Origin of the sequence: Pedobacter jeongneungensis (assembly GCF_039538295.1) — a bacterium.
GTDB classification, from domain to species: Bacteria; Bacteroidota; Bacteroidia; order Sphingobacteriales; family Sphingobacteriaceae; genus Pedobacter; species Pedobacter jeongneungensis.
In genome coordinates this window covers 94062-113748 of sequence record NZ_BAABBY010000011.1, presented here as the reverse complement: position 1 = coordinate 113748, position 19687 = coordinate 94062, and the positions used below count along the sequence as shown (strand labels likewise).

General features: G+C 40.0%; 18 protein-coding genes. 1 reads left to right on the top strand and 17 read right to left on the bottom strand.

Annotation, left to right across the window (positions count from 1 at the left end):
- Nucleotides 1-218 precede the first annotated feature (218 nt).
- From ABD769_RS20460 to ABD769_RS20425, 8 genes are all read right to left on the bottom strand, one after another.
- Nucleotides 219-1562 carry a DUF5690 family protein gene (locus ABD769_RS20460; protein ID WP_344853218.1) on the bottom strand — a complete coding sequence of 448 codons (1344 nt, stop codon included), beginning with the start codon at nucleotides 1560-1562 and terminating at the stop codon, nucleotides 219-221.
- Between the two features lie 172 nt (nucleotides 1563-1734).
- A complete protein-coding gene (locus tag ABD769_RS20455) occupies nucleotides 1735-2625 on the bottom strand; it encodes an alkaline phosphatase family protein (RefSeq protein WP_344853217.1) in 891 nt (296 codons plus the stop codon).
- Between the two features lie 90 nt (nucleotides 2626-2715).
- Nucleotides 2716-3285: a helix-turn-helix domain-containing protein gene (locus ABD769_RS20450; protein WP_344853216.1), complete on the bottom strand. Its 570-nt coding sequence runs from the start codon at nucleotides 3283-3285 to the stop codon at nucleotides 2716-2718.
- Between the two features lie 275 nt (nucleotides 3286-3560).
- The gene (locus ABD769_RS20445; protein ID WP_344853215.1) at nucleotides 3561-3719 is read right to left on the bottom strand and encodes a hypothetical protein; all 159 of its coding nucleotides are present in this window, start codon (nucleotides 3717-3719) and stop codon (nucleotides 3561-3563) included.
- Between the two features lie 119 nt (nucleotides 3720-3838).
- Nucleotides 3839-4561, bottom strand: coding sequence for an outer membrane beta-barrel protein (locus ABD769_RS20440; RefSeq protein WP_344853214.1), 723 nt, complete (start codon nucleotides 4559-4561; stop codon nucleotides 3839-3841).
- A 1-nt stretch (nucleotide 4562) separates the two neighbouring features.
- Nucleotides 4563-6161 (bottom strand): hypothetical protein, encoded by a 1599-nt coding sequence (locus tag ABD769_RS20435; RefSeq protein ID WP_344853213.1) that lies wholly within the window; start codon nucleotides 6159-6161, stop codon nucleotides 4563-4565.
- Nucleotides 6162-6290: 129 nt separating this feature from the next.
- A complete protein-coding gene (locus tag ABD769_RS20430; protein ID WP_344853212.1) occupies nucleotides 6291-7427 on the bottom strand; it encodes a S41 family peptidase in 1137 nt (378 codons plus the stop codon).
- A gap of 173 nt (nucleotides 7428-7600) precedes the next feature.
- Nucleotides 7601-10873, bottom strand: coding sequence for a TonB-dependent receptor (locus tag ABD769_RS20425; RefSeq protein ID WP_344853211.1), 3273 nt, complete (start codon nucleotides 10871-10873; stop codon nucleotides 7601-7603).
- 345 nt (nucleotides 10874-11218) lie between these two features.
- Between ABD769_RS20425 and ABD769_RS20420 the strand changes: the two genes are divergently transcribed.
- A complete protein-coding gene (locus tag ABD769_RS20420) occupies nucleotides 11219-11719 on the top strand; it encodes a GNAT family N-acetyltransferase (protein WP_344853210.1) in 501 nt (166 codons plus the stop codon).
- A gap of 4 nt (nucleotides 11720-11723) precedes the next feature.
- On the opposite strand, the gene ABD769_RS20415 is transcribed toward ABD769_RS20420, so the two are convergent.
- From ABD769_RS20415 to ABD769_RS20375, 9 genes are all read right to left on the bottom strand, one after another.
- On the bottom strand, nucleotides 11724-12293 hold the full coding sequence (locus ABD769_RS20415; protein ID WP_344853209.1) for a DUF4256 domain-containing protein: 570 nt from the start codon (nucleotides 12291-12293) through the stop codon (nucleotides 11724-11726).
- 496 nt (nucleotides 12294-12789) lie between these two features.
- The gene (locus ABD769_RS20410) at nucleotides 12790-13368 is read right to left on the bottom strand and encodes a YdeI/OmpD-associated family protein (protein WP_344853208.1); all 579 of its coding nucleotides are present in this window, start codon (nucleotides 13366-13368) and stop codon (nucleotides 12790-12792) included.
- Between the two features lie 5 nt (nucleotides 13369-13373).
- Nucleotides 13374-13760, bottom strand: a complete 387-nt coding sequence (locus ABD769_RS20405; RefSeq protein WP_344853207.1) for a DoxX family protein — start codon at nucleotides 13758-13760, stop codon at nucleotides 13374-13376.
- Nucleotides 13761-13766: 6 nt separating this feature from the next.
- Complete coding sequence (locus tag ABD769_RS20400) at nucleotides 13767-14234, bottom strand: SRPBCC family protein (RefSeq protein ID WP_344853206.1); 468 nt, start codon at nucleotides 14232-14234, stop codon at nucleotides 13767-13769.
- Between the two features lie 6 nt (nucleotides 14235-14240).
- Entirely contained in the window at nucleotides 14241-14564 is a 324-nt protein-coding gene (locus tag ABD769_RS20395) for an ArsR/SmtB family transcription factor (protein WP_187592892.1), read from the bottom strand.
- A 432-nt stretch (nucleotides 14565-14996) separates the two neighbouring features.
- Nucleotides 14997-16370 carry a YeiH family protein gene (locus ABD769_RS20390; RefSeq protein WP_344853205.1) on the bottom strand — a complete coding sequence of 458 codons (1374 nt, stop codon included), beginning with the start codon at nucleotides 16368-16370 and terminating at the stop codon, nucleotides 14997-14999.
- Nucleotides 16371-16386: 16 nt separating this feature from the next.
- Nucleotides 16387-17829 (bottom strand): phytoene desaturase family protein, encoded by a 1443-nt coding sequence (locus ABD769_RS20385; protein WP_344853204.1) that lies wholly within the window; start codon nucleotides 17827-17829, stop codon nucleotides 16387-16389.
- 4 nt (nucleotides 17830-17833) lie between these two features.
- Nucleotides 17834-19087 (bottom strand): sulfite dehydrogenase, encoded by a 1254-nt coding sequence (gene soxC, locus ABD769_RS20380; protein WP_344853203.1) that lies wholly within the window; start codon nucleotides 19085-19087, stop codon nucleotides 17834-17836.
- On the bottom strand, nucleotides 19087-19686 hold the full coding sequence (locus ABD769_RS20375; protein WP_344853202.1) for a c-type cytochrome: 600 nt from the start codon (nucleotides 19684-19686) through the stop codon (nucleotides 19087-19089). Before ABD769_RS20375 ends, soxC begins: the two co-directional genes overlap by 1 nt.
- Nucleotide 19687: the final 1 nt, after the last annotated feature.

Below are 19687 nucleotides of genomic sequence, written 5' to 3'. Positions count from 1 at the left end.
CCCGCCTGCTTCGGGCAGGGAGAGATCTATCTCGAGACAGATTTCTCCACTTCGTTGCACTTCGGTCGAAATGACGGGTTAAGTGGGAGTTTTGTTTATAATAACAGAATGTAAATGATTGATAATCATAATTCTTATTTTTTATCATATAAGACATACGAGAGCATATAAGTTTAAAACCTCATCCCAATCAGATAGCTATTTGATTTTCCCTGTGCTCACCCCCGATGGTTACCCGAAATGACGGTATCTTTAAAAACCATACTTCCCGCTGCCTGCATCTTTTTATTGGTAGCCAATGTTTTCCTTCTGAAATACACCAGTGAAAGTACGCTGCATGCCCCACCAATTAGCGGAACGGCAAACAGACACTGTTTAAAAAAGTGCATCCAGCTGATATTGGTTTCTCCGAACTCATGGAGCATCAATACCGAAAAACTGCCTACATAACCAATTGAATCGGCCACATACATAATGAAACCGATATTGCTTTTATAGTGAAAATTGGCAATCATCCGCTCAAAAAAAATGGCATTATACGGGATGTAAGCCATGTACAATCCCATTCCGAGTAAAGCCATCCAGGCAATTGGGCCCATGTACCCGCGATCGAAAAAGTAAGTACTCACGCCAATCAATAAACAACCGGCAATAATCATGACGTGGATTACCGTAAATGCTTTCAGGTTATCTTTAATCAGGATTAAAAGCCCCATCATCACCAGTACCACCACCGAAATCAGTGTATCAATCTGCGTATAAATGTGGTTGTTATGAATACCTAAACCATTCCAGATTTCGACTTCAAAATTATCGCGCATATCGCGGATACAGGTAAGCAGCACATAAATAATAATGGTTAAGATAATACCCGGTAAAAAAGCGGTGATAAAAGCCTTCCGCTGTTTTGCATCCATAGGCACCCTTTTAGTTCTCAGCTCCTGATCTTCTTTAGATGGCGGCGGAATTACTTCCAGGCAAAAAACAAAGAGCAGTAGTGCGGGTAAAAATACCAGACCTGTTAAAAAGGGCATCCAATAATCACTTACTGCTGCGAACGACATCAGCGTACGGGCCACCGTTTTTACAAAACCGGAAGCAAAAATTAAACTGATCGACATTAATGCGCCCATAAACTCAGTGGTTTTTCTTCCTTCGAGGTAACTGAACACCAGCCCCCAGATCATCCCCAATGGAAAGCCGTTTAGGAATAGAAACACGATATTGTAGGGCGCGGGCACCAGTGCAAAACCAAGCAGCGCGAGCCAGGAAAAAAGAATCAGAAAAATGATGCTCCGGGCCCGGTTACTTTTTCCCGATTCGGAAATAAAACGGATCCCGTAAAATTTACTCAGGGTGTACCCCACCATTTGTGCAATAACCAGCCAAACCTTATAATCAATGTGTAAAAATTCCTGATGCTCGAAAGTAGCAGATGCAAAGGCTTTCCTGAACGCATACATACTGGTATAACAACCAAAGGCTGCAACGCCACCAATAACCGTAACCAGCCAATAGGGCCAGCGCAGTGCTTTTTTGCGGGCAATATGAAGCAAACTCATTGCGTTATTAATTTAAACCCCGCGGTTACATTAAGGCTGTAAGCCAACTTACCTAACACGATTAACCTAATTTCCATCATAATAACATTAAAAACACAATAGTAAACAATGTTTATTATTTGTAAACAAATGATAAGTTATCAAATTGTTAAATCTGCCAGGCTCGGATAGCTTATTTGCCAAATGCTTCTAATACCGGCTTTCCTCTCCAGCTTTGCGGCTGTTGCAGCCTCATTAACCAGGCCAGTGTAGCTGCTGTATCGTAAGTAATAATAACGTTTTTTATTTCGTGGTTCTTTTGTACGCCAGGACCAGAAATAATCCACGGAATCTGTACTTCATCCAGCGATTTACCACCATGGCCTTTACCCGTTCCACCATGATCGGCAGTTACTAAAATAATGGTTTCATCGCTAATGCCAGCATCGTTAACGGCTTTTACAATTTTACCAATGCGCTGATCTACCAGCTCCAGTTGTTTGTAATAGGCCGGCGTGCGGTGACCAATGGCATGGCCTGTATTGTCAGGTTCATCCAGATGCAGGAAAGTAAAATAGGGTTTTTCCTTTTTAATAATGGCTGCAGCGGTATCGGTACAGAAATCATCTTTTTCTTTTCCGTCTACAACAATACTTACCGCTTCTTTTTCGAACAGGTAACCAATACCATTCCAGCTATAAACAACAGCTGTTTTAGCCGTTTTTTTCTGATCCCTGATTACACTGAATATGGTGGGAAATATACCGTAAGAAGTTTTAGTTACCGAAGGGATTTCGGGTACCTTGCTGTTCCATTCGGTATAACCATGCTCGGTTGGGCCAGCACCCATCAATAAAGATGCCCAGTTAACTGCGCTTGATGAAGGCAACACACAACGAGCTTTATCCGTCCACGAGCCATTAGCCATTAAAGCTTTAAGGTTTGGCATATTGGCCTCCTGCAGGGCATAACCTCCAAATCCATCGCAACCGATCAGGATGATATGTTTAATTTTTTTTGATTGTGCCTGAACAAAAACACTCAGGAAAAGCAGCAGAAATGTGCTTTTTAGAAATTTTTTCATTTTCATATTTTTACCGGCTAAGGTAGGGTTGATTTATGAAGATGAAGATAAAAATTTGTTAAGTATAAATAAACTTTGTTTACTAAATTGTTACTCGAAAAAATAAACAACCAACATCAATGCCTTCGTATCGCCAATGTTAACAGGCGTATGAGAAAGCCTACCGTCGAAAAGCATGGAGTCGCCTTTTTCAAGGATCACTTTCTTTTTCGCAAACTGGTATTCCACCTTGCCTTCAATCATGTACTTAAACTCAAAAGCTTCGGTTTTAACCATTGGACGATGTGCATTTACTTCAAGCTCGAGCAGCACAAAATCGGCAGTAGAAAATTTAATATTTTTGGTTAAAATACGCGAATAGTTAAAGCCAACGGCTTGTTCTTTTTCGAATTTCTGGTAATTATCTTTCCGCTTAACCAGCACCGGCGCATCTTTTTTATGAAAATTGATGTCTTTAAAAAAGCTGTTTAAATCAATTTCCAGGCTTTTAATAATGTCCATCAATACCATTAAGGATGGGATGGTTCTGCTGTTTTCGATCTGAGAAATAAGGCCTTTACTTACTTCTGCCTTATCTGCAAGTTCCTGAACGGTGATGCCAAGTTCTTTACGTCTTTCTTTAATTTTACCGCTTATCTGTAAAAGAATTTCTTCCTGCATTGTTAAAATAGATATTAATACTGCTAATGTATTATTTTATTCCTGTATTCTAAATGAAACATCACTTTCGTTACACCTTAAACAGGCAAACAGTGGTATTCTTTTTACCACAGCGAAAACAGAGATAAGGCACGGCGTACACAGAAATCAAAATTCTGCGGTGAGCAGCCCGATCGATAAGAACCAAAAGAACATAAAACTTGCTAACAGATTTAAAAAGATACATGCAAAAAACAATTATAAAATCGGCCGGTGAAACACCGGCCGGTAAAGTTTTAGCGGTAATGACCATGTACCCAATGACGGCCGCCATAAGGGCCAACATTATAATGTCCGGGTACCCAGTGGGCACGGGGCGCACGCGAACTTACCACGCATGCACTAAAATTTAACGCCAAAACCAATAAGAGCAACGCATTTACAATCTTTTTCATAACCTAACCTTTTTAAGTGAAAAAATAATTCAAGCTTTACGCTGTGTGTTTAATTTGGACAGGTGCAGGGTAAAAAAGGTTTAATAGGACAGGATTAGTTTAATTTAAAATAGTAGAATTTACTTTTTTATTAAATAAACTAATCCTGCTGTAAATGCATTAGTTTGATTATACCTTGTTGATTCAATTTCATTAGTATGATACTGTTGATCTGTTAAAGATTTGTAATAATGAAATTTAATAGACAAAAAAACATTCTTAATGATATGATATTCCAATTCAGCTTTACTACTTATACCAAACTCTAATCTATTGTCATATATTGAATCGAATTTATGCATATATTTAATTCTCTCCAGCTTTACTATATCATTTTCTTTGGCATCGCTATTTATTTCAAAAACATTTGGGGCATTCCCCTCTATTTCACTTCTTAACCAATAAGCGTAATAGCCCCCCAGAGACATTGATAAGTTTATTCTTTTTTTCGAAAAGAAACAAAACTTCAAGTTGATTGGAAATTGTAAATATGTATTATTTACTTCATTAAGTATTCCACTTACATTCACCCATGAATATTTCTTTTCCAAGAAACCAGGAATCAATTCCAACAATAGTAATTTACCAAGTCTATAATTTAAGTTAACACCCAAAATATAACCTTGCCTTTCCTTTGTCTTTAATGCTGTATCAATTGAAGTAATATTTAATTGATTATTGGTTATTCCAAAATCAACACCAACACTAAATTGAGCATAAACTCCGTTTAAAAAAAAGAAGAGGGAAAGAAAAGTTAAAAGTATTTTTTTATCAACAATCAAATTATTTATATCTTTTAACACCTTAAGAAGGAAAATATATTTTTGGTCCTTTGAAAAAGATATTGAATGATTTAACAATAGTACTCCTAGGGGCTCCATTATTTGGAACGACATCAAACGAAATCCTCAGAACATGATTTCTCAATTTTTTGTTTTCGGTTACCGGATAAGCCATTAGCATGTCAAAAGTATCACAGCCAGAACAACTTGAAAACTGTTGCAAAGGAATTTCATAGTCCGCAATATTGACAAACCCCATCTGACTTACTACTCTGGTTGTATTATTTGTTAAATCACTTTTCAAATAAGGCTTATCCCCATCATATTCGGTATATTGTGATGGGAAATGCGCAGGGTTTAAATCATCTGTATCATCCAAATAATTTTCATAACTAATTATTTCCTGTTTTAAATTTTGTATCGCAGCTCCCGTTGTAGAGTTGTTGATTACATTTGGATTCCAAATGATGCTATATGAGTTAGGATCTAATTTCATGAAGTTATATACTATACCGGTACTTGATGTGCCAACTGTTAAATGACTCTCAGGAACAGAAGATAAAGTCATAACGCCCATTGCTTTAGTATACAAAGGACTATATCCCGTAACCGATTCTTGGCCACTACTACCAGGAATTACCATTGTTGGGTTACTGATCTGATAAGTGTCGGTAGAGGTTCCTGCTAACGTGTATGTTGTGTTAGTAGTTAAATTAACATATTGCTTTGTACTATCAGTACCAGCCCCGCTAGCCCCTCCATAAATTGCATTCACAACATTTTTAATATTCCCTTGAATACCTGACTCCATAGAACTTTTAAGAGAAGTTGCGAAAAGGTTGCTCAATTTAAGGTCATTTATTATAGAAATAGAAGAAAGCTGCAACGCTCCTGCAAAAAAGGAAGATAGTAAATCTGGAGCAGGAACAGGCTGGGCAATTGTTCCTTTAATACTGCCTTTTGAGGTACCGTTAATTTTAATGTCGCTAATATTAACCGAATTAACAGACCATTCCATTAAATTGGTAATGGCCGATTTTGTACCTACATTGGGATCATATGCCATTTCAAACTCGGCGGCATACCAGGTTCCGGTTGATGTTGTTCTATATTGCTGTACCAATGTAGAAACATTATTGGTTGTGCTCAAATCTGCCGAACCTAATGAAGAATAGCTCAGTACAGGCAGAGGATTAGCGTTATTTTTTTGTGTTAAGGAATGAGCAATATTGCTACTGGGTATCGGGGTATTAGGCGTTAAATAAAAATACCCTCTTAATAAACCTCTGTATCTATTATATAGGACAAAGAATGCGGGTTGTATAAATTGCGTTGGGCTAAATGTATTATAGACAAGTTCCCATCCATCAGATTTTTTTATATCTGTACCATAGATACTCGGAAAAGATTGATTTGAATTACTTGCCCATGGCACTAATATTTGCGTTCCGGCTGGTGTTGGCATGTAATCAACTGTTTCCCAATCAAAACTGTAAGGTATAACTGTATTTTTTGTAGGGGATCCTAATTTAATATACCCTTGCTCTTGTTCTTTTTTACAGCCAAAACAAAAGAGTACCAATAGAATAATAAAACATGATAATTTAATTTCTTTTTTCATTTTAGTAGCTTAATTATGGTTTATAGTTATATAATAAATAAATATAAAGAGCACACTTCAAAGAAAAACCATGTTTCAATTTGATAATAAATTAGTAACAAAGACTTAATAATAAAAAGACTTTGTTACCTAATTAAACCTACTAATCGCTAACTCAAGCTGCGTATCTTTTCCTTCAGATAGACGCTTATAGTTAAAAGGAGAAATGATGTCTGGGGTAATGCCTTTTGACTCATAAAATTCTCCGTTAGCGCCTATGAATTCTACAGAAGAACTTGTTACGGTTAAAAAATCACCAACATCAAATGAACCAGAATTAAATATTGACGAGTCGGAAACCGGACCTGTTGCTCCGTATGTTTGCTCGCCGATAAATAAGTTATTTTTAGATCTCAAAGCGATAATAAATGTTTCAGACAAGGAAGCGGAAAAAATGTCGCCTAAAATTATGATGGGAACGTTAACGTTATATTGCGGATCACTTTTTAATTTAGCTTCTATCCAAGGAAAATACCCATATTTTTCAATTCCATTTTTACTTCTCGAAAATCCAAAAACAGTATCACGATTAATTAACTTGCCTCCTATAAAATTTAAATCTTCAATATTACCTCCAGTATTATTTCTTAGGTCTAATATAATGCCTTTGGTTTGCCCATTTATGTTTTTAAGTTTTGAGAAGAAAAATGCTAGTGCCTCTTGCACTTTATTACCATCATTTAATTGATAAGATTTTTTAAGTGCAAAAAAATTACAATGGAAATAGAGGATATTCTTATTAATTGTTCCGGCAAGTGAATTTATCAATTCGCCATTAATATTAATACTGCCTTTACCCCCAAAAAAACCGGCATCTAAATAATTTTTAACAACATCATCATAATTATATCTATCATGAAAACCGGCAATTTTATTTTTTCTATTAATTGAAGGAAAAATAACGGAATCCCTAATTACCTTATCATGAAAAAGAATATTAAAATGACCATCAATCAATGAACCGGTAATTTCTTTGAAATAACCAACAGCCTTTCTTTTCGAAACATCGCTGTCATCCAATCTATCAAATAATGGCTTATATTTTGCATATACCATGTCCCAATTTGTTGGATCTTTATCCCAATAAACATATCGATTATTCAACTTGTACCAGAATAATTCAAAAATTTCATTGAAATTCCGCGGATTCTCATAATCAGAAAGACCATCATGTTTACAGCTATTGAAAAAAAAATATACCATAATGATCAATAAAACATTTTTCATAGAACTGTGATTTGCAAATAATAATAATAATAAGCTGAACTCAATCAATAGCTAATGTAGGTAACTGGCAATACAATTCGGATATAATAAAATTGGCAATTCCCTATCGAGAATTGCCGATAATTACTGAGATTAATTCAAGTGTAATCAACAATATTATTTAAATCATAAGATTAGAAACTATACCTCAATCCTAATTGCATCTGGTAACGTGATGCAAAGAAATCCTTTGAATAAGAAGTTACATCACTTTGTTTAAAGGTGTATACCGGATATGCTGTTGGTGTACCTGCAGTTTGAACTTTAATACCCATACTAGCCATAGAGTTATAAGTATTAGGAGAAAAATACTGAACTCCCCAATCTTTATTAACCAGGTTGGTTAGGTTGATGATATCATAAGTTAAAGTAAGTACATGCGGGTGTTTTCCTTTTGCAACTTGTAAATCCTGAGAGAAACGGAAATCAGCCTGAACATTCCAAGGGGTACGTGCACCGTTACGCTCTGTAAAATCGCCACGACGGCTGCTCAGGTATTTATCACCATTGATATAGCTATCAAACGCTGCTGCCTGTGCAATTCCATCAGGTGTATTGGCAAAAAATTTCTGTGTTTCGCCTACAGCTGGTACATACATTAAACTTACTGTTTGTCCGGTTCCGTTGATCCTCGTGTTTACTAAACCCAATGAATATGGAGAACCCGACTGACCGCTGAAGAACAACGAGAAGTTAGATACATATTTACCGTTTTTAGCCCAATCTAACCTGTAATTAATGGTTGAGATAATCCTGTTGCGGATATCGAAGTTAGAGTAAGCCAAACCTGCATTGTTAGGGCTAAGCGATTGGTTTAATTGCCAGTTAGATTCCATTGAGTTACGGATACCGTTGGCAATATCTTTCGATCTTCCGTAGGTATAAGCCACCATCATATCTAAACCGATAGGAAGTGATTTACTTACCTGTGCAGTTAAACTGTATTTATAACCTTTATCGGTGTTCGATAACAAATATGCGTTGGTAAACAATTTATTGATTTTCCCATTACCGTTTGGCCCAGATGTTGTGCTGTAAATCGGCTGTTGTTTTTGCGTATCGTAAACCATGTAAGTAGGATTATCTACATAGTTGATCTGTTGAAACTGTACGTCTTTAATTACCTGACTAAAAATTCCTTCAACTGTAAATTTCCACTGATCGTCTGTTTTATAATCAAAAGCTAAATTACTTCTCCATGCTTTTGGCATTTTAAAGTTGTTATCCACCAAATCTACCTGTGTAGCACCGCTTGCATCTTTAACATTTACACCTTGTTTGGTTACATAACCAGCTTCGCCATTACCGGTTAAAGCATCTTTAATCGGATCTGAACCTGCAGCAGGTTTCACGATTTTGCTAGGATCAGCATTTGTATAAACATACGATTTATCAAAAGCACCGTAGTTTACACCGTTATTGTAATAAGCATAACCGATCCACGCAAAAGGAACACGGCTGGTAAATAAACCGGTACCACCACGCATAACCAGGCTTTGGTTGCCCAACACATCGAAATTAAAACCAACACGTGGAGAAATCTGAATTTTGTTCAGAAATTTTCCGGTAATTGACGATGGCTGTGTATAGGTATAAGTTGTGCCGTAGTTTGGATCAACCGGAGAGTTTGTTGTTTTTGTACTCAAAGATGGCATATCAGGCAGGTTCGCCATATCAAAACGTAAACCTGGCGTTAATTTAAAACGGTCGCCGATACGGATTTCATCCTGACCATAAACGCTGTACATGTTTACATTAAATTCTGCAGTTGGGTTGGCAATAATGTTATCACGACTGTTATCATCGTAGTTATAACTGGTACGTACCCTGTTCGGCTGGTTAGCCAGGAAATCAGCAACGCTACTATAAGCCACACGGCCATTCCATGAGTTTACAAAACCGTAATTAATTTTATAAAATTCATTGTGTGTACCAACTGTAAAGGTGTGGATACCTGAGCTATAAGTATAGTTATCGGTAAATTCGAAAGTATTTTGTTTCATGTTGAAGATACTGGCCTCACGGTCGGTACCTAAAAACAATGTTCCACCGTTTGAAGCAATCTCGATCTGCGGTAAAGCCGGATTAGACAGCGGATCACGATAATCGTGTACGGTAGAGTAACCCACAATTAAGTTGTTGGTAGCTGCGTTTCCGAAGCGGGTTTTCAGATCGGCAACGGTCGAAGTCTGATTGTTATTCTGTCTGAAATCGATACCGCCAAACCTAAAGTTAGACTGATCTCTTTCCAAATTTGTTGCTTTCGAAATAATGGTGTTATTTCTGATCGTTAACTGGTTGTTTTCGTTGATATTCCAATCTAAACGGTTAAAGAATTTGTTAGATTGTGAATAAATGTTATAATCGCCAAACGAACCTGCATCTACCCCGTAAACATTTTTCATACGGTCAGAAATTTGCTGAGCTTCTGATAAAGTAAGCAATTTCATATCTGATGAGCCTGCACCTAAAATAACCGGATCCTGACGGCGGGTAATCTCCTCATTGGTAAAGAAGAACAATTTATCTTTAATAATCGGGAAACCTACACGGAAACCGGTTTGATAATCGTGGAATGCTGAAGGCTCTTTGCTGTTATCGCCGATTTTGTTTCTGCCAATTAATGAAGCATTACGACCATAACCGTAAACCGATCCAACTACTTCGTTGGTACCACCACGGGTTACGGCGTTGATACTACCACCTAAAAAGTTACCTACTTTAACATCGTAAGGTGAAAGTAGAACGGTAACATCCTGGATGGCATCAAGTGAAACCGGATTGGTACGGGTACTGCTTCCCGGCATGCCCGAACTTCCGCTCTGGCCACCTAAAGAAGGACTGAAACCAATCGCATCATTATTAATTGCACCATCAATGGTTACGTTATTGTACCTGAAGTTGGTACCACCAAAGGTATTATCTTTACTGCCCTGAGGCGTTACGCGGGTAACATCCTGTAAGCTGCGGTTCATGGTAGGCAGGGTTTTAATCTGACCTTCGCCAATGCTTGTACCCGCACCAGATTTTGTTCCGCCTTTTTGCCCCTTCACACTTACTTCGGCCAGTTGGTTGCCTTGCTCCTGAAGATCGATATCAAGTTTTACATCATTACCCAGGGTTAAATAAATGTTTTCTTTTACCACCGGACTATAACCCACAAAGGTTACAGTGATTTTGTATGGCCCGCCCGGGTTTAAGTTACCAATGCGGTAAAGGCCGTTTTCGTTTGACGATCCTTTAGATACCGTACCTGTAGGCACATGCACCATAACAATGGTTGCGCCGGGGATGATACCTTTGTTATCCTTAATCTTTCCATTAATACTAGACGTTGTAACCTGCGCCTGAACTAATGTGACCAGGAGCACAAGAATACTTACTAGGGATAGTACACGTGATTTCATTTTCTGTTATTTTATTTTGGTACAAAACAACAGCACTAATGTTAATTCAATATTAAGAGCAGATTAAGTTTAACCTTGAATTAACAATATAAAAATGAGAATTAAATAATGGCAAAACAATTCCTTAACAGGCCTTTTGAGGCCGGAATATGATGAAGAGCGATATGCTCAAATATCAATCAGAAAGATGAAGATTTCGTGAAGATTTTACAGGAAAGTTGAGGGATGGAACGTTAAAAAGTTGAAATGTTGGAATGTTGTAGCGCCTGGCGAATAGTGTTTGGAAAGTTAACCAATAAACAAATGACCAATGAACGAATGAACCTATTCCCTATCTTTGCCTCCATGACAATAAGATTAGCCGTTACAGCAGATATCCCTCAAATTATGCAGCTGGTAAAGAAAGTTGTACCCTTAATGCGTGCCGCCGGAAATTTTCAGTGGGGAGATGATTATCCCAATCCGGAAGTTTTTGCGAAAGATATCAGCATCGGGCAGTTATGGGTTGCCCTGTTGGAAAATCAGGTTGTTGGGGTTTCGGCCATTACCAACGATCAGGATGAAGAATATGCGGATGCCGGTTGGGACATTACCGAAAAAGCGATTGTAACACACCGTTTGGCCGTTGATCCCGATTGCCAGGGCAAAGGCATTGCCAAAGCTTTAATGCAACAGGCAGAACTGGTTGCCGAAGCAACAGGAGTTAAGATTTTAAGGGTAGATACAAATAGCGAGAACAAGGCCACACAGGCACTTTTCCCAAAGCTGGGTTATACTTTTAGTGGGGAAATTGGTTTGGCTAAACGCCCTGGCTTACGGTTTTACTGCTACGAAAAGCTGTTATAGTTATTTATACCCTTAACGAACCGCGAAAAGCCCTTGCGGCATAATACGATTGCGCGCCATTGTGGTAAGTAAAAACATGATCGTAGCGCCGATCGCAAAAAAGGGCACCGCCGAGTTTCCTGATTGCCGGTGGGGTAAAAATCCAGCTCGAAGTTTTAGTGTCGAATTTTCCGAGTTGCTGTAAATTACGGTATTGCGCTTCAGTCAATAATTCGATACCCATAGCAGCAGCCATATCAACCGCATTATTTTCGGGTTGGTGTTCTTTTCTCGATTCAAGTCCTTCGCGGTCGTAGCATACACTTCTGCGGCCTTTAGGACTTTCGGCCGAGCAATCGTAAAAAATATATTCGCCGGTGGCCTCGTCATAATCTACCACATCGGGTTCGCCTCCCGTAATTTCCATTTCATCCAACACCCATAGTTTTTTAGGGTTTGCTTCAAGTTTCGCCTGTACTTTAGCCCATTCTATAACTGTATGCCTGTTCATATTTTCTCTAAAACGGTTTTCTAAAGTTTGAAGCAGTTCTGCCGTTTGGGTTGAGGAGAGTTCTTTTTTATTTGTTTTGCTCATAAGTGATTAATTTATTTTCAAAATATCGTCATCTCGAGCGGAGTGCAACGTAGTCGAGAGATCTATCGAAGCAGATATCTCCCTGCCCGAAGCAGGCGGGCGTTGCATCGCGTTTCAGTCGAGAAGACGCTTCAACCGGGGCTATATGGCCAAACCAGCTTTTCATTTTTGAGGTTGCAAGGCGCACAAACCCTTGTACATAAACCCGACAGCAGCGACAGCCTCCGATTTTTTCTATCGGAGCTATAGCGAATGGCGGGACTAAAAACCGCCAAGCACCACAAGCCGTTCATTTCCAATCTTAAATCATTCCTTTTTGCATAAGCGCAATACCAGTCCTCATTTTTGAACTTCAAGAGCATATCATCAATTAATGTTTACCCACCTATAGTAGTAAGATTGCTTCGTGCCTCTCAATGACGATCTTTCGCGACCAGTAATCCCAAATCGTCTGTTTTTCTAAGGATTTACCGGCCAAAATGAAGGTACTTTAATACTAATCGCCCAATCCTTTACCACTTAAAATCTGCGGCATGTATTTTTCAACTCTGGCTTCGCGGGTTTTGGATTGTTTAGCAGACGAAAAATATAAAAGATATCCGCGCTGTCGCCCTGGCGTCAAGGCTTCGAAAGCTGCTTTTAAATCCGGAATTTGGTCCAGTTTGCTTTGAAACTCTTCCGGAATTGCATATTCTGTGGTTTTCTTTAATTCAACTTTCAGTCCGGCCTTTTCTACCTCAATCGCTTCCAAAATATAGGCTTTTAAAATTGCCTTCATTTCTACAATCTGCAATGCGTTGGTAAAACGGATTTGTCTTGATGATTGTACATTCTCCGTTTGCTGGATCAAGATAGCTTCCTTATCTTTCAATAAAGCACCTTTAAAGAATAAAAAAGCACAGTATTCTTTAAAATCGTGGATTAAAACGATGTTATTTCCATTAAGCGTGTAGCAGGGGCAACCCCATTTCAATTCTTCGGTAAGTCCGCAATCGAGGGCAATTGTTCTTAACAAATTTACTGCTTCCTGCCATTTTTTGGCTTTGTTAAAATAAAAATCAACTTTTGGATTCATCTTATTTATGGATTAGTTGAAACAATTTTCCTTTCTGCAGGCCTGAAATACCACGAAAGTATTGTTAACACCAACAATAACATCGGCCCGAAATATGCCGAAAAACTATGATCGGCCACCGAAATATGCGAAAAAACAGCACCAGACATGGCAAAGAAAAAACCTGCATAAGCCCACTCTTTAAGTAACGTAAATTTAGGAATAAGTATGGCAATAACGCCTAAAATTTTCCAGATGCCCAATAAGGTGAGGAAATAAACCGGATAACCCAATTGGGTAAAAAGTGCGACTTCATCTTTCGTTTTCAATAACTGCACAATACCAGTAGACAACATGCCCAGGGAAAGCCAAATGGTAGCGATCCAATAGATAATTTTGTTTCTCCTTTTCATGGTTTTTTATTTTAATTGACTGACAATATTTTGCAAACGGTTATGTGCCATGTTAATGCCCTGGGCAAAAGGTAAAGAGAGGATCTGATCCCTTAACCCAACCGATTTGTATATCACGTGCATGGTGAGTTTGCTCCTTTCAGCGCTCAGTTTTTCGAAAGTTAAAAATTCAAGCTGTGCCGCGAAAGGCGTATTTTCCATTTCGAATGTCCTGGTGATTTTTTCTTCGGGCACAAATTCATGGATTACACCACTGGCTACAAAAGCTACGTTTCCTTTGTTATCTGAAGTTTCGAAAGCATAACTGCCGTGTTTTTTATTTTCGAGTTTCAGTACTTTGGTACCCATCCATTGCGCAACAATTTCGGGTTCTACGTAAGCTTTAAAAAGCAATTCAACAGGAAGATCAAATTCCCTGGTAATTACGATTTCCTGTTTGCCATTTTCGGCATTAATTTTTGTTTTCTGCTCCATTTGGTTCTATTTGGTTGGTTTATAATTTTTCATAATATCTTCCAGTTTGTTAAACCTGTCGTCCCACATCTGGCGGAAAGGTTCGATAAAATCAGCTATTTCTTTCATCTTTTTGGCGTTGGTATGGTAATGCACTTCCCTTCCGTTCTGTTTCTGCTCCAGTAATTCGCACTCCGTAAGGATCTGCAGGTGTTTAGAAACTGTTGGTCGGGCCGTATCGAAATTGGCCGCTATAGCGCCAGCCGTCATCGATTGTGTGGCGACCAATAATAATATTGCCCTGCGGGTAGGGTCGGCAATGGCCTGGAATACATCTCTTCTTAAATTCATTATGTAGCTATTTGACTACAAATATAAATGTAGTCATTTAACTACGCAAATTTTTGAGAAGGTTTTTTTAATGGCATAGGGTAAGAAAGAAGATTTGTCATCCTGAGCGTAGCGAAGGATCTCTAAGTTATAGCAACAAAAGTTATTATTTAAGGTCTATGCCTGATTAAAGCAAATGTGAAACAGATCTTTGCTGCGCTCAGAATGACAGCGGAACGGAAATTTAAGTCCGCAGAAATACGGACCGAAGCGTTGAAGGATAAACAATTTGTCATCCTGAGCGCAGCAAAGGATCTCCAAGTTACAGCAACAAAAGTTATTATTTTAAGGCCTAGGCCTGATTAAAGCAAAGGCGAATGTGAAACACTTCGCTGCGCTCAGAATGACAGCGGAACCGAAATTTCGGTCCGTGGAGACACGGACCGAGGCATATTATTTAAAATCAGGCACAGGGAACAAATATCCACCGAACAGGATGTATGACCATAACAACGTCCAGAAGATATTGAAAATCTGGGCCGTAACAAAAGTAAATGCCGGCCGGCCACCCTGCAGTTTTACCAGTGATGAAAACTTGGCTTCCATACCGATCGAAATAAAGGCAATGGCGAACCAAACGGTACGCAATCCGTTTAGGGTTGGCGCAACACTTTTTGCAGTTGCAGGCGATAATAAGAAAGAAAACACCAGCGATGCAGCAACAAATCCCAGTACAAATTTCGGGAAACGCTCCCATACAATTTTAAGTCCCGGACTTTCTGCTTTAACTAAAACCTCACCATTTTCGCCTTTTGGTTTTTTATAAGCCCACCAGATCGCGATAAAAAACGCCGCTACACCGATAAATACATTTTGCGAAAATTTCGCAATTACCCCGGCTTTAACGGCTATTGGTCCAACCAGATCACCTGCTGCGGTAACTGTTGCAGTGGTATCTAACGTTCCGCCCAGCCAGGCGCCACCAATTACATCCGGAATGTGGAAATACCTCACGGCCCAGGGCTGGATAATCATCATGGGGATGGCCATAATCAATACCAATGTGGTTACATAAGATAATTTACGCTTATCGCCGTTAATGGCCCCTGCAGCAACAATAGCAGCTGACACACCGCAGATGGATACGGCAGATGCTAAAATTACACCAAATTCATCATCCACTTTCAGCCTACGGCTTAACCATAAGGAGAAAAACCATACTGCCGTTACTACAATAACTGCCTGTACAATTCCGGGTAAACCTGCTTTGATTAAATCGGCAGATAAAATGGTGGTTCCTAAAATTACCAGACCGGTTTTAATGTAAAACTCAGACCGTACAGCTTCTTTCAACCAATCAGGCAGTTTTACTACGTTTCCTAAAAAAATCCCGATTAGCAAAGCAAACACCACATATTCCAGTCCGAAATAAGATACGTTTTTGTTGCCACCAATAATGAAAGAGATAATGGCAAAAAAATAAATAAGCGAAAAACCTGCGGCAAACCTCGCTACGTTACCACCAGAAAGGCCGATGGCTATGGATGCAAGCGCCAGAAAAATCACACCTGTTTCTAAAATGAGTAGTAAATTCTGGCCTGAAAGGATTTTATTAAAAAGATCTTCCGAAGTAGCCCATTTATAAGCGGGTAAAGTAATGGTTGTACCATTATTGGTTAAATAAAGTACGGTGGCAATAATAATTGTACCTAAAATTACCGCCCACCAATCTTCGGTAAGCGATTGTAAGAATGTTTTTTTCTCGGGCGTTATCCCTGCATCTGTTAAAGCTCCCGTAGCGCCTGAAGCATTGTTTTGTGTTGACATCGTTTTTTCTTTGTGGTTATCTGATTTTTATATTGAAAATATCTTTTAATGCTCTTTTTGCAGAATTGTAGCCGCACATTCCGTGTACGCCACCGCCCGGCGGAGTGGATGACGAGCAGATGTATAATCCTTTGGCCGAAGTTTTATAGGGCGACCACCTGAAAGCCGGACGTGTAAATAATTGCCCCAGGTCTAATATCCCGCCGTTAATATCGCCGCCGATATAGTTACGGTTATGCACTTCCATCTGTTCGGTGTTCATGGTGTGTCTGGCCAAAATCCGATCTTTAAAGCCAGGTGCAAAGCGCTCCACCTGGTTTTCGATTAAGGCTGTCATATCCTGTTTTGATCCGTTTGGAACATGGCAGTAAGCCCAGGCCGTCTGTTTTCCTTCGGGTGCGCGCGAAGAATCGAACAAACTCTGCTGTGCCAAAAGCACATAAGGTTTTTCGGCCTGCTGGCCTTTACTGGTCATCAGTTCGCCTGCGGCTATCTCTTCGAAAGTATTGCCCAGGTGTATGGTACCCGCCCCCCGGCATTCTTCGGCAGTAAACGGAATCGGCCCATCCAATGCCCAATCTACCTTAAACACACCCATACCATAACGGTAACGTTCGAGCTGCCATTTATAAATACTGGAGAATTTATGCCCGGCAATTTGTAATAACTGTTTCGGAGTAACATCAAAAAGTACGGCATGGGCAGAAGGCAATTTATCTAAAGAAGTTACAAAAGTTCCGGTTTCGATTTTCCCGCCAAGGGATTTAAAATAACCGGCCAATGCTTCTGCAATAAATTTTGATCCGCCTTTGGGTATCGGCCAGCCTTTGAGGTGTCCGCCAGCCAATAATACCAAACCAATGGCTGTGGTGCTTAAATTGCTTAAAGGTTGTATGGCATGTGCGGCCATTCCGCCAAAAAGTCCGCGGGCATGTTTTTCTTTAAAACGTTTAACAAAACCCGTAGCGCTGGTTAATGCTTTTAGGCCAAAACCTGCCATGGCCAATGGGTGTTTAGGAAAATGTAAAGGTCCTAACGCATCTTCATCAATCAACGGCCATGCAGTGGTGATGTTTTCCATTAAGGAAGTATAAGTTTTTGCATCGCCACCCAAATAATCAGCTGTTTTATGGATAGAATGGTCCAGTATAGCAGCGGTACCATCATCAAAAGGATGTGCCGCAGCCAAAACGGGCTGTAAATATTCCAAGCCATGCTCAGCCAGGGGCAATGTTTTAAAAAATGGTGAAGCCAGTGCCATCGGGTGGATGGCCGAGCATACATCGTGCGTAAAGCCTGGCAGAGTGAGTTCGGCCGAGCTCAATCCGCCCCCAATTACATCTTTACCTTCTATAATTAAAACGGAAAGTCCCTGTTGCTGCAAAAGGATGGCCGCAGCCAGTCCGTTTGGCCCCGATCCTACTACAATTGCATCATAATCCCGTTTTTCTAGTTTCATCTGGTTATTTTATGGTTTCCGGTTTAAATAAAACGGTCCCGTCGTTTTTAATCTGCCATGCAGTGATGGGATTCATGTGGTATCCGCCCAGGTTTACGCCACGGGCCTCTGCCAATTGTGCCAAAGTTGGCTGTAAATAGCCGGTTTCGTCGGTCACACGGCTTAATATTTCAGTCGCTTCACCCTTCCAGTCCCACAAATACCTGAAATAGGTATGTGCCTTGCTCAGTACGGGTTCCTGTAAATTAGCCAGTTGCCATGTTTTGCCGGCATCGGTACTAACTTCTACTTTTTCTACCTTTCCCCTGCCGCTCCAGGCAATTCCACGAATTTCTACCCAGCCCTTATTTACCTTTTGGGGATAAGATGGATAGGTGATGATGGAACGCGCATCCAACTCAAAGCTAAACATTCTGATTTTATCTTTTACAGGGTAAGTATATTTTGACGTTTCTTCCCTGGTCATGTAAGGTTCTTCCGAAAGTTCGATGCGCCTTAACCATTTGATATTCATGTTCCCTTCAAAACCGGGCAAAAGTAACCTGATTGGATAACCCTGCTCAGGCCTTATGGCTTCACCGTTCTGGGCATAAACAATCATGGCATCATCCCAGGCTTTTGCAATGGGGATGGTACGGGTCATTATTGCCGCATCCGAACCTTCGGCCAGAAACCATTTTGCCTTATCGCTGACGCCCACTTCATTAAATAGGGTAGAGAGCATTACACCTGTCCACTCGCTCTGACTGGTTAATCCGAGGATGTCCTGTGGCGTCATTTCGGCTTTACCGGTACGGAAATTACCGGCACATTCGATAAAACAGGTACGGGTAACAGCTGGGAACCTTTTGATATCAGCAAGGGTAAATTTAATCGGGTTATCAACCAATCCGTGAATAAGCAATTCGTGTTTTGCCGGATCGATGGTTGGAATACCAGCATGATGGCGTTCGAAATGTAAATCGGCAGGCGTTATGGTACTGTGCAGATCCTGCAAAGGTGTACGCGAAGAAATATCGGAAGGTTTGCGCACAGGTTGCTCGAATGGAGAACGTTTCCCCAGCGGACTAGGCCCGGGGCCAACAATTTTGGTCGGATCATCTGCAATTTCAGGAAGAACCGGCGTTTCAGCGGGTACTTCATCAGCAAATAACGATTGTACAGGTAAAACTGCCGCAGCAATTACCCCTCCCAGTAAAGTTCGCCTGCTGATTTTACCAGTCGCTTTTTTCTGATCTTTGTTATCGAGCTTCTCCATTACTTTATTTCAGGCCCTCCTTTGCGATCGTCCATAATAAACAGTTTTTTTGCCGGCATTACTATTTTAGGAAGGTTTTTGGCATCGAGTACCACATCTGCTTTGATAATTTTATTGGCATTGAGCAGGTAAGCCGTGATGCTGTAAACTTCGTTGTTGCTTAAAGAACCGGGAAGATTGTAGGGCATGGCACGGCGCATATAATCGAACAAAGTGGTGGCATAAGGCCAGTAATTGCCAATGGTTTTGGGTTTGCTGGTGGCCAATGTATCGCCCACCAAAGCATTTCCCGGGAGTTTTACACCTGGTTTTTCGGTACCATCCACGCCATGGCATATTGCACATTTTTGAGCGTACAATAACTTTCCTTTTTTTACATCGCCCTGCCCTGCCGGTAGTCCTTTCCCATCCGGGCGGACATCAATATCCCATGCCGCAATTTCCTGGAGGGTAGCCGGTCGGCCAAAACCAAATTTAGCCGGCCGCTTTAAGCTATCCGTTAAAGGCTTTTTCCCTTGTGAGGGTATAAATGCCGTTTTTAGCGACATCAATAACAACACTAAAGGGCATGCGAGTATGAGTACCGTTTTTTTGTTCATC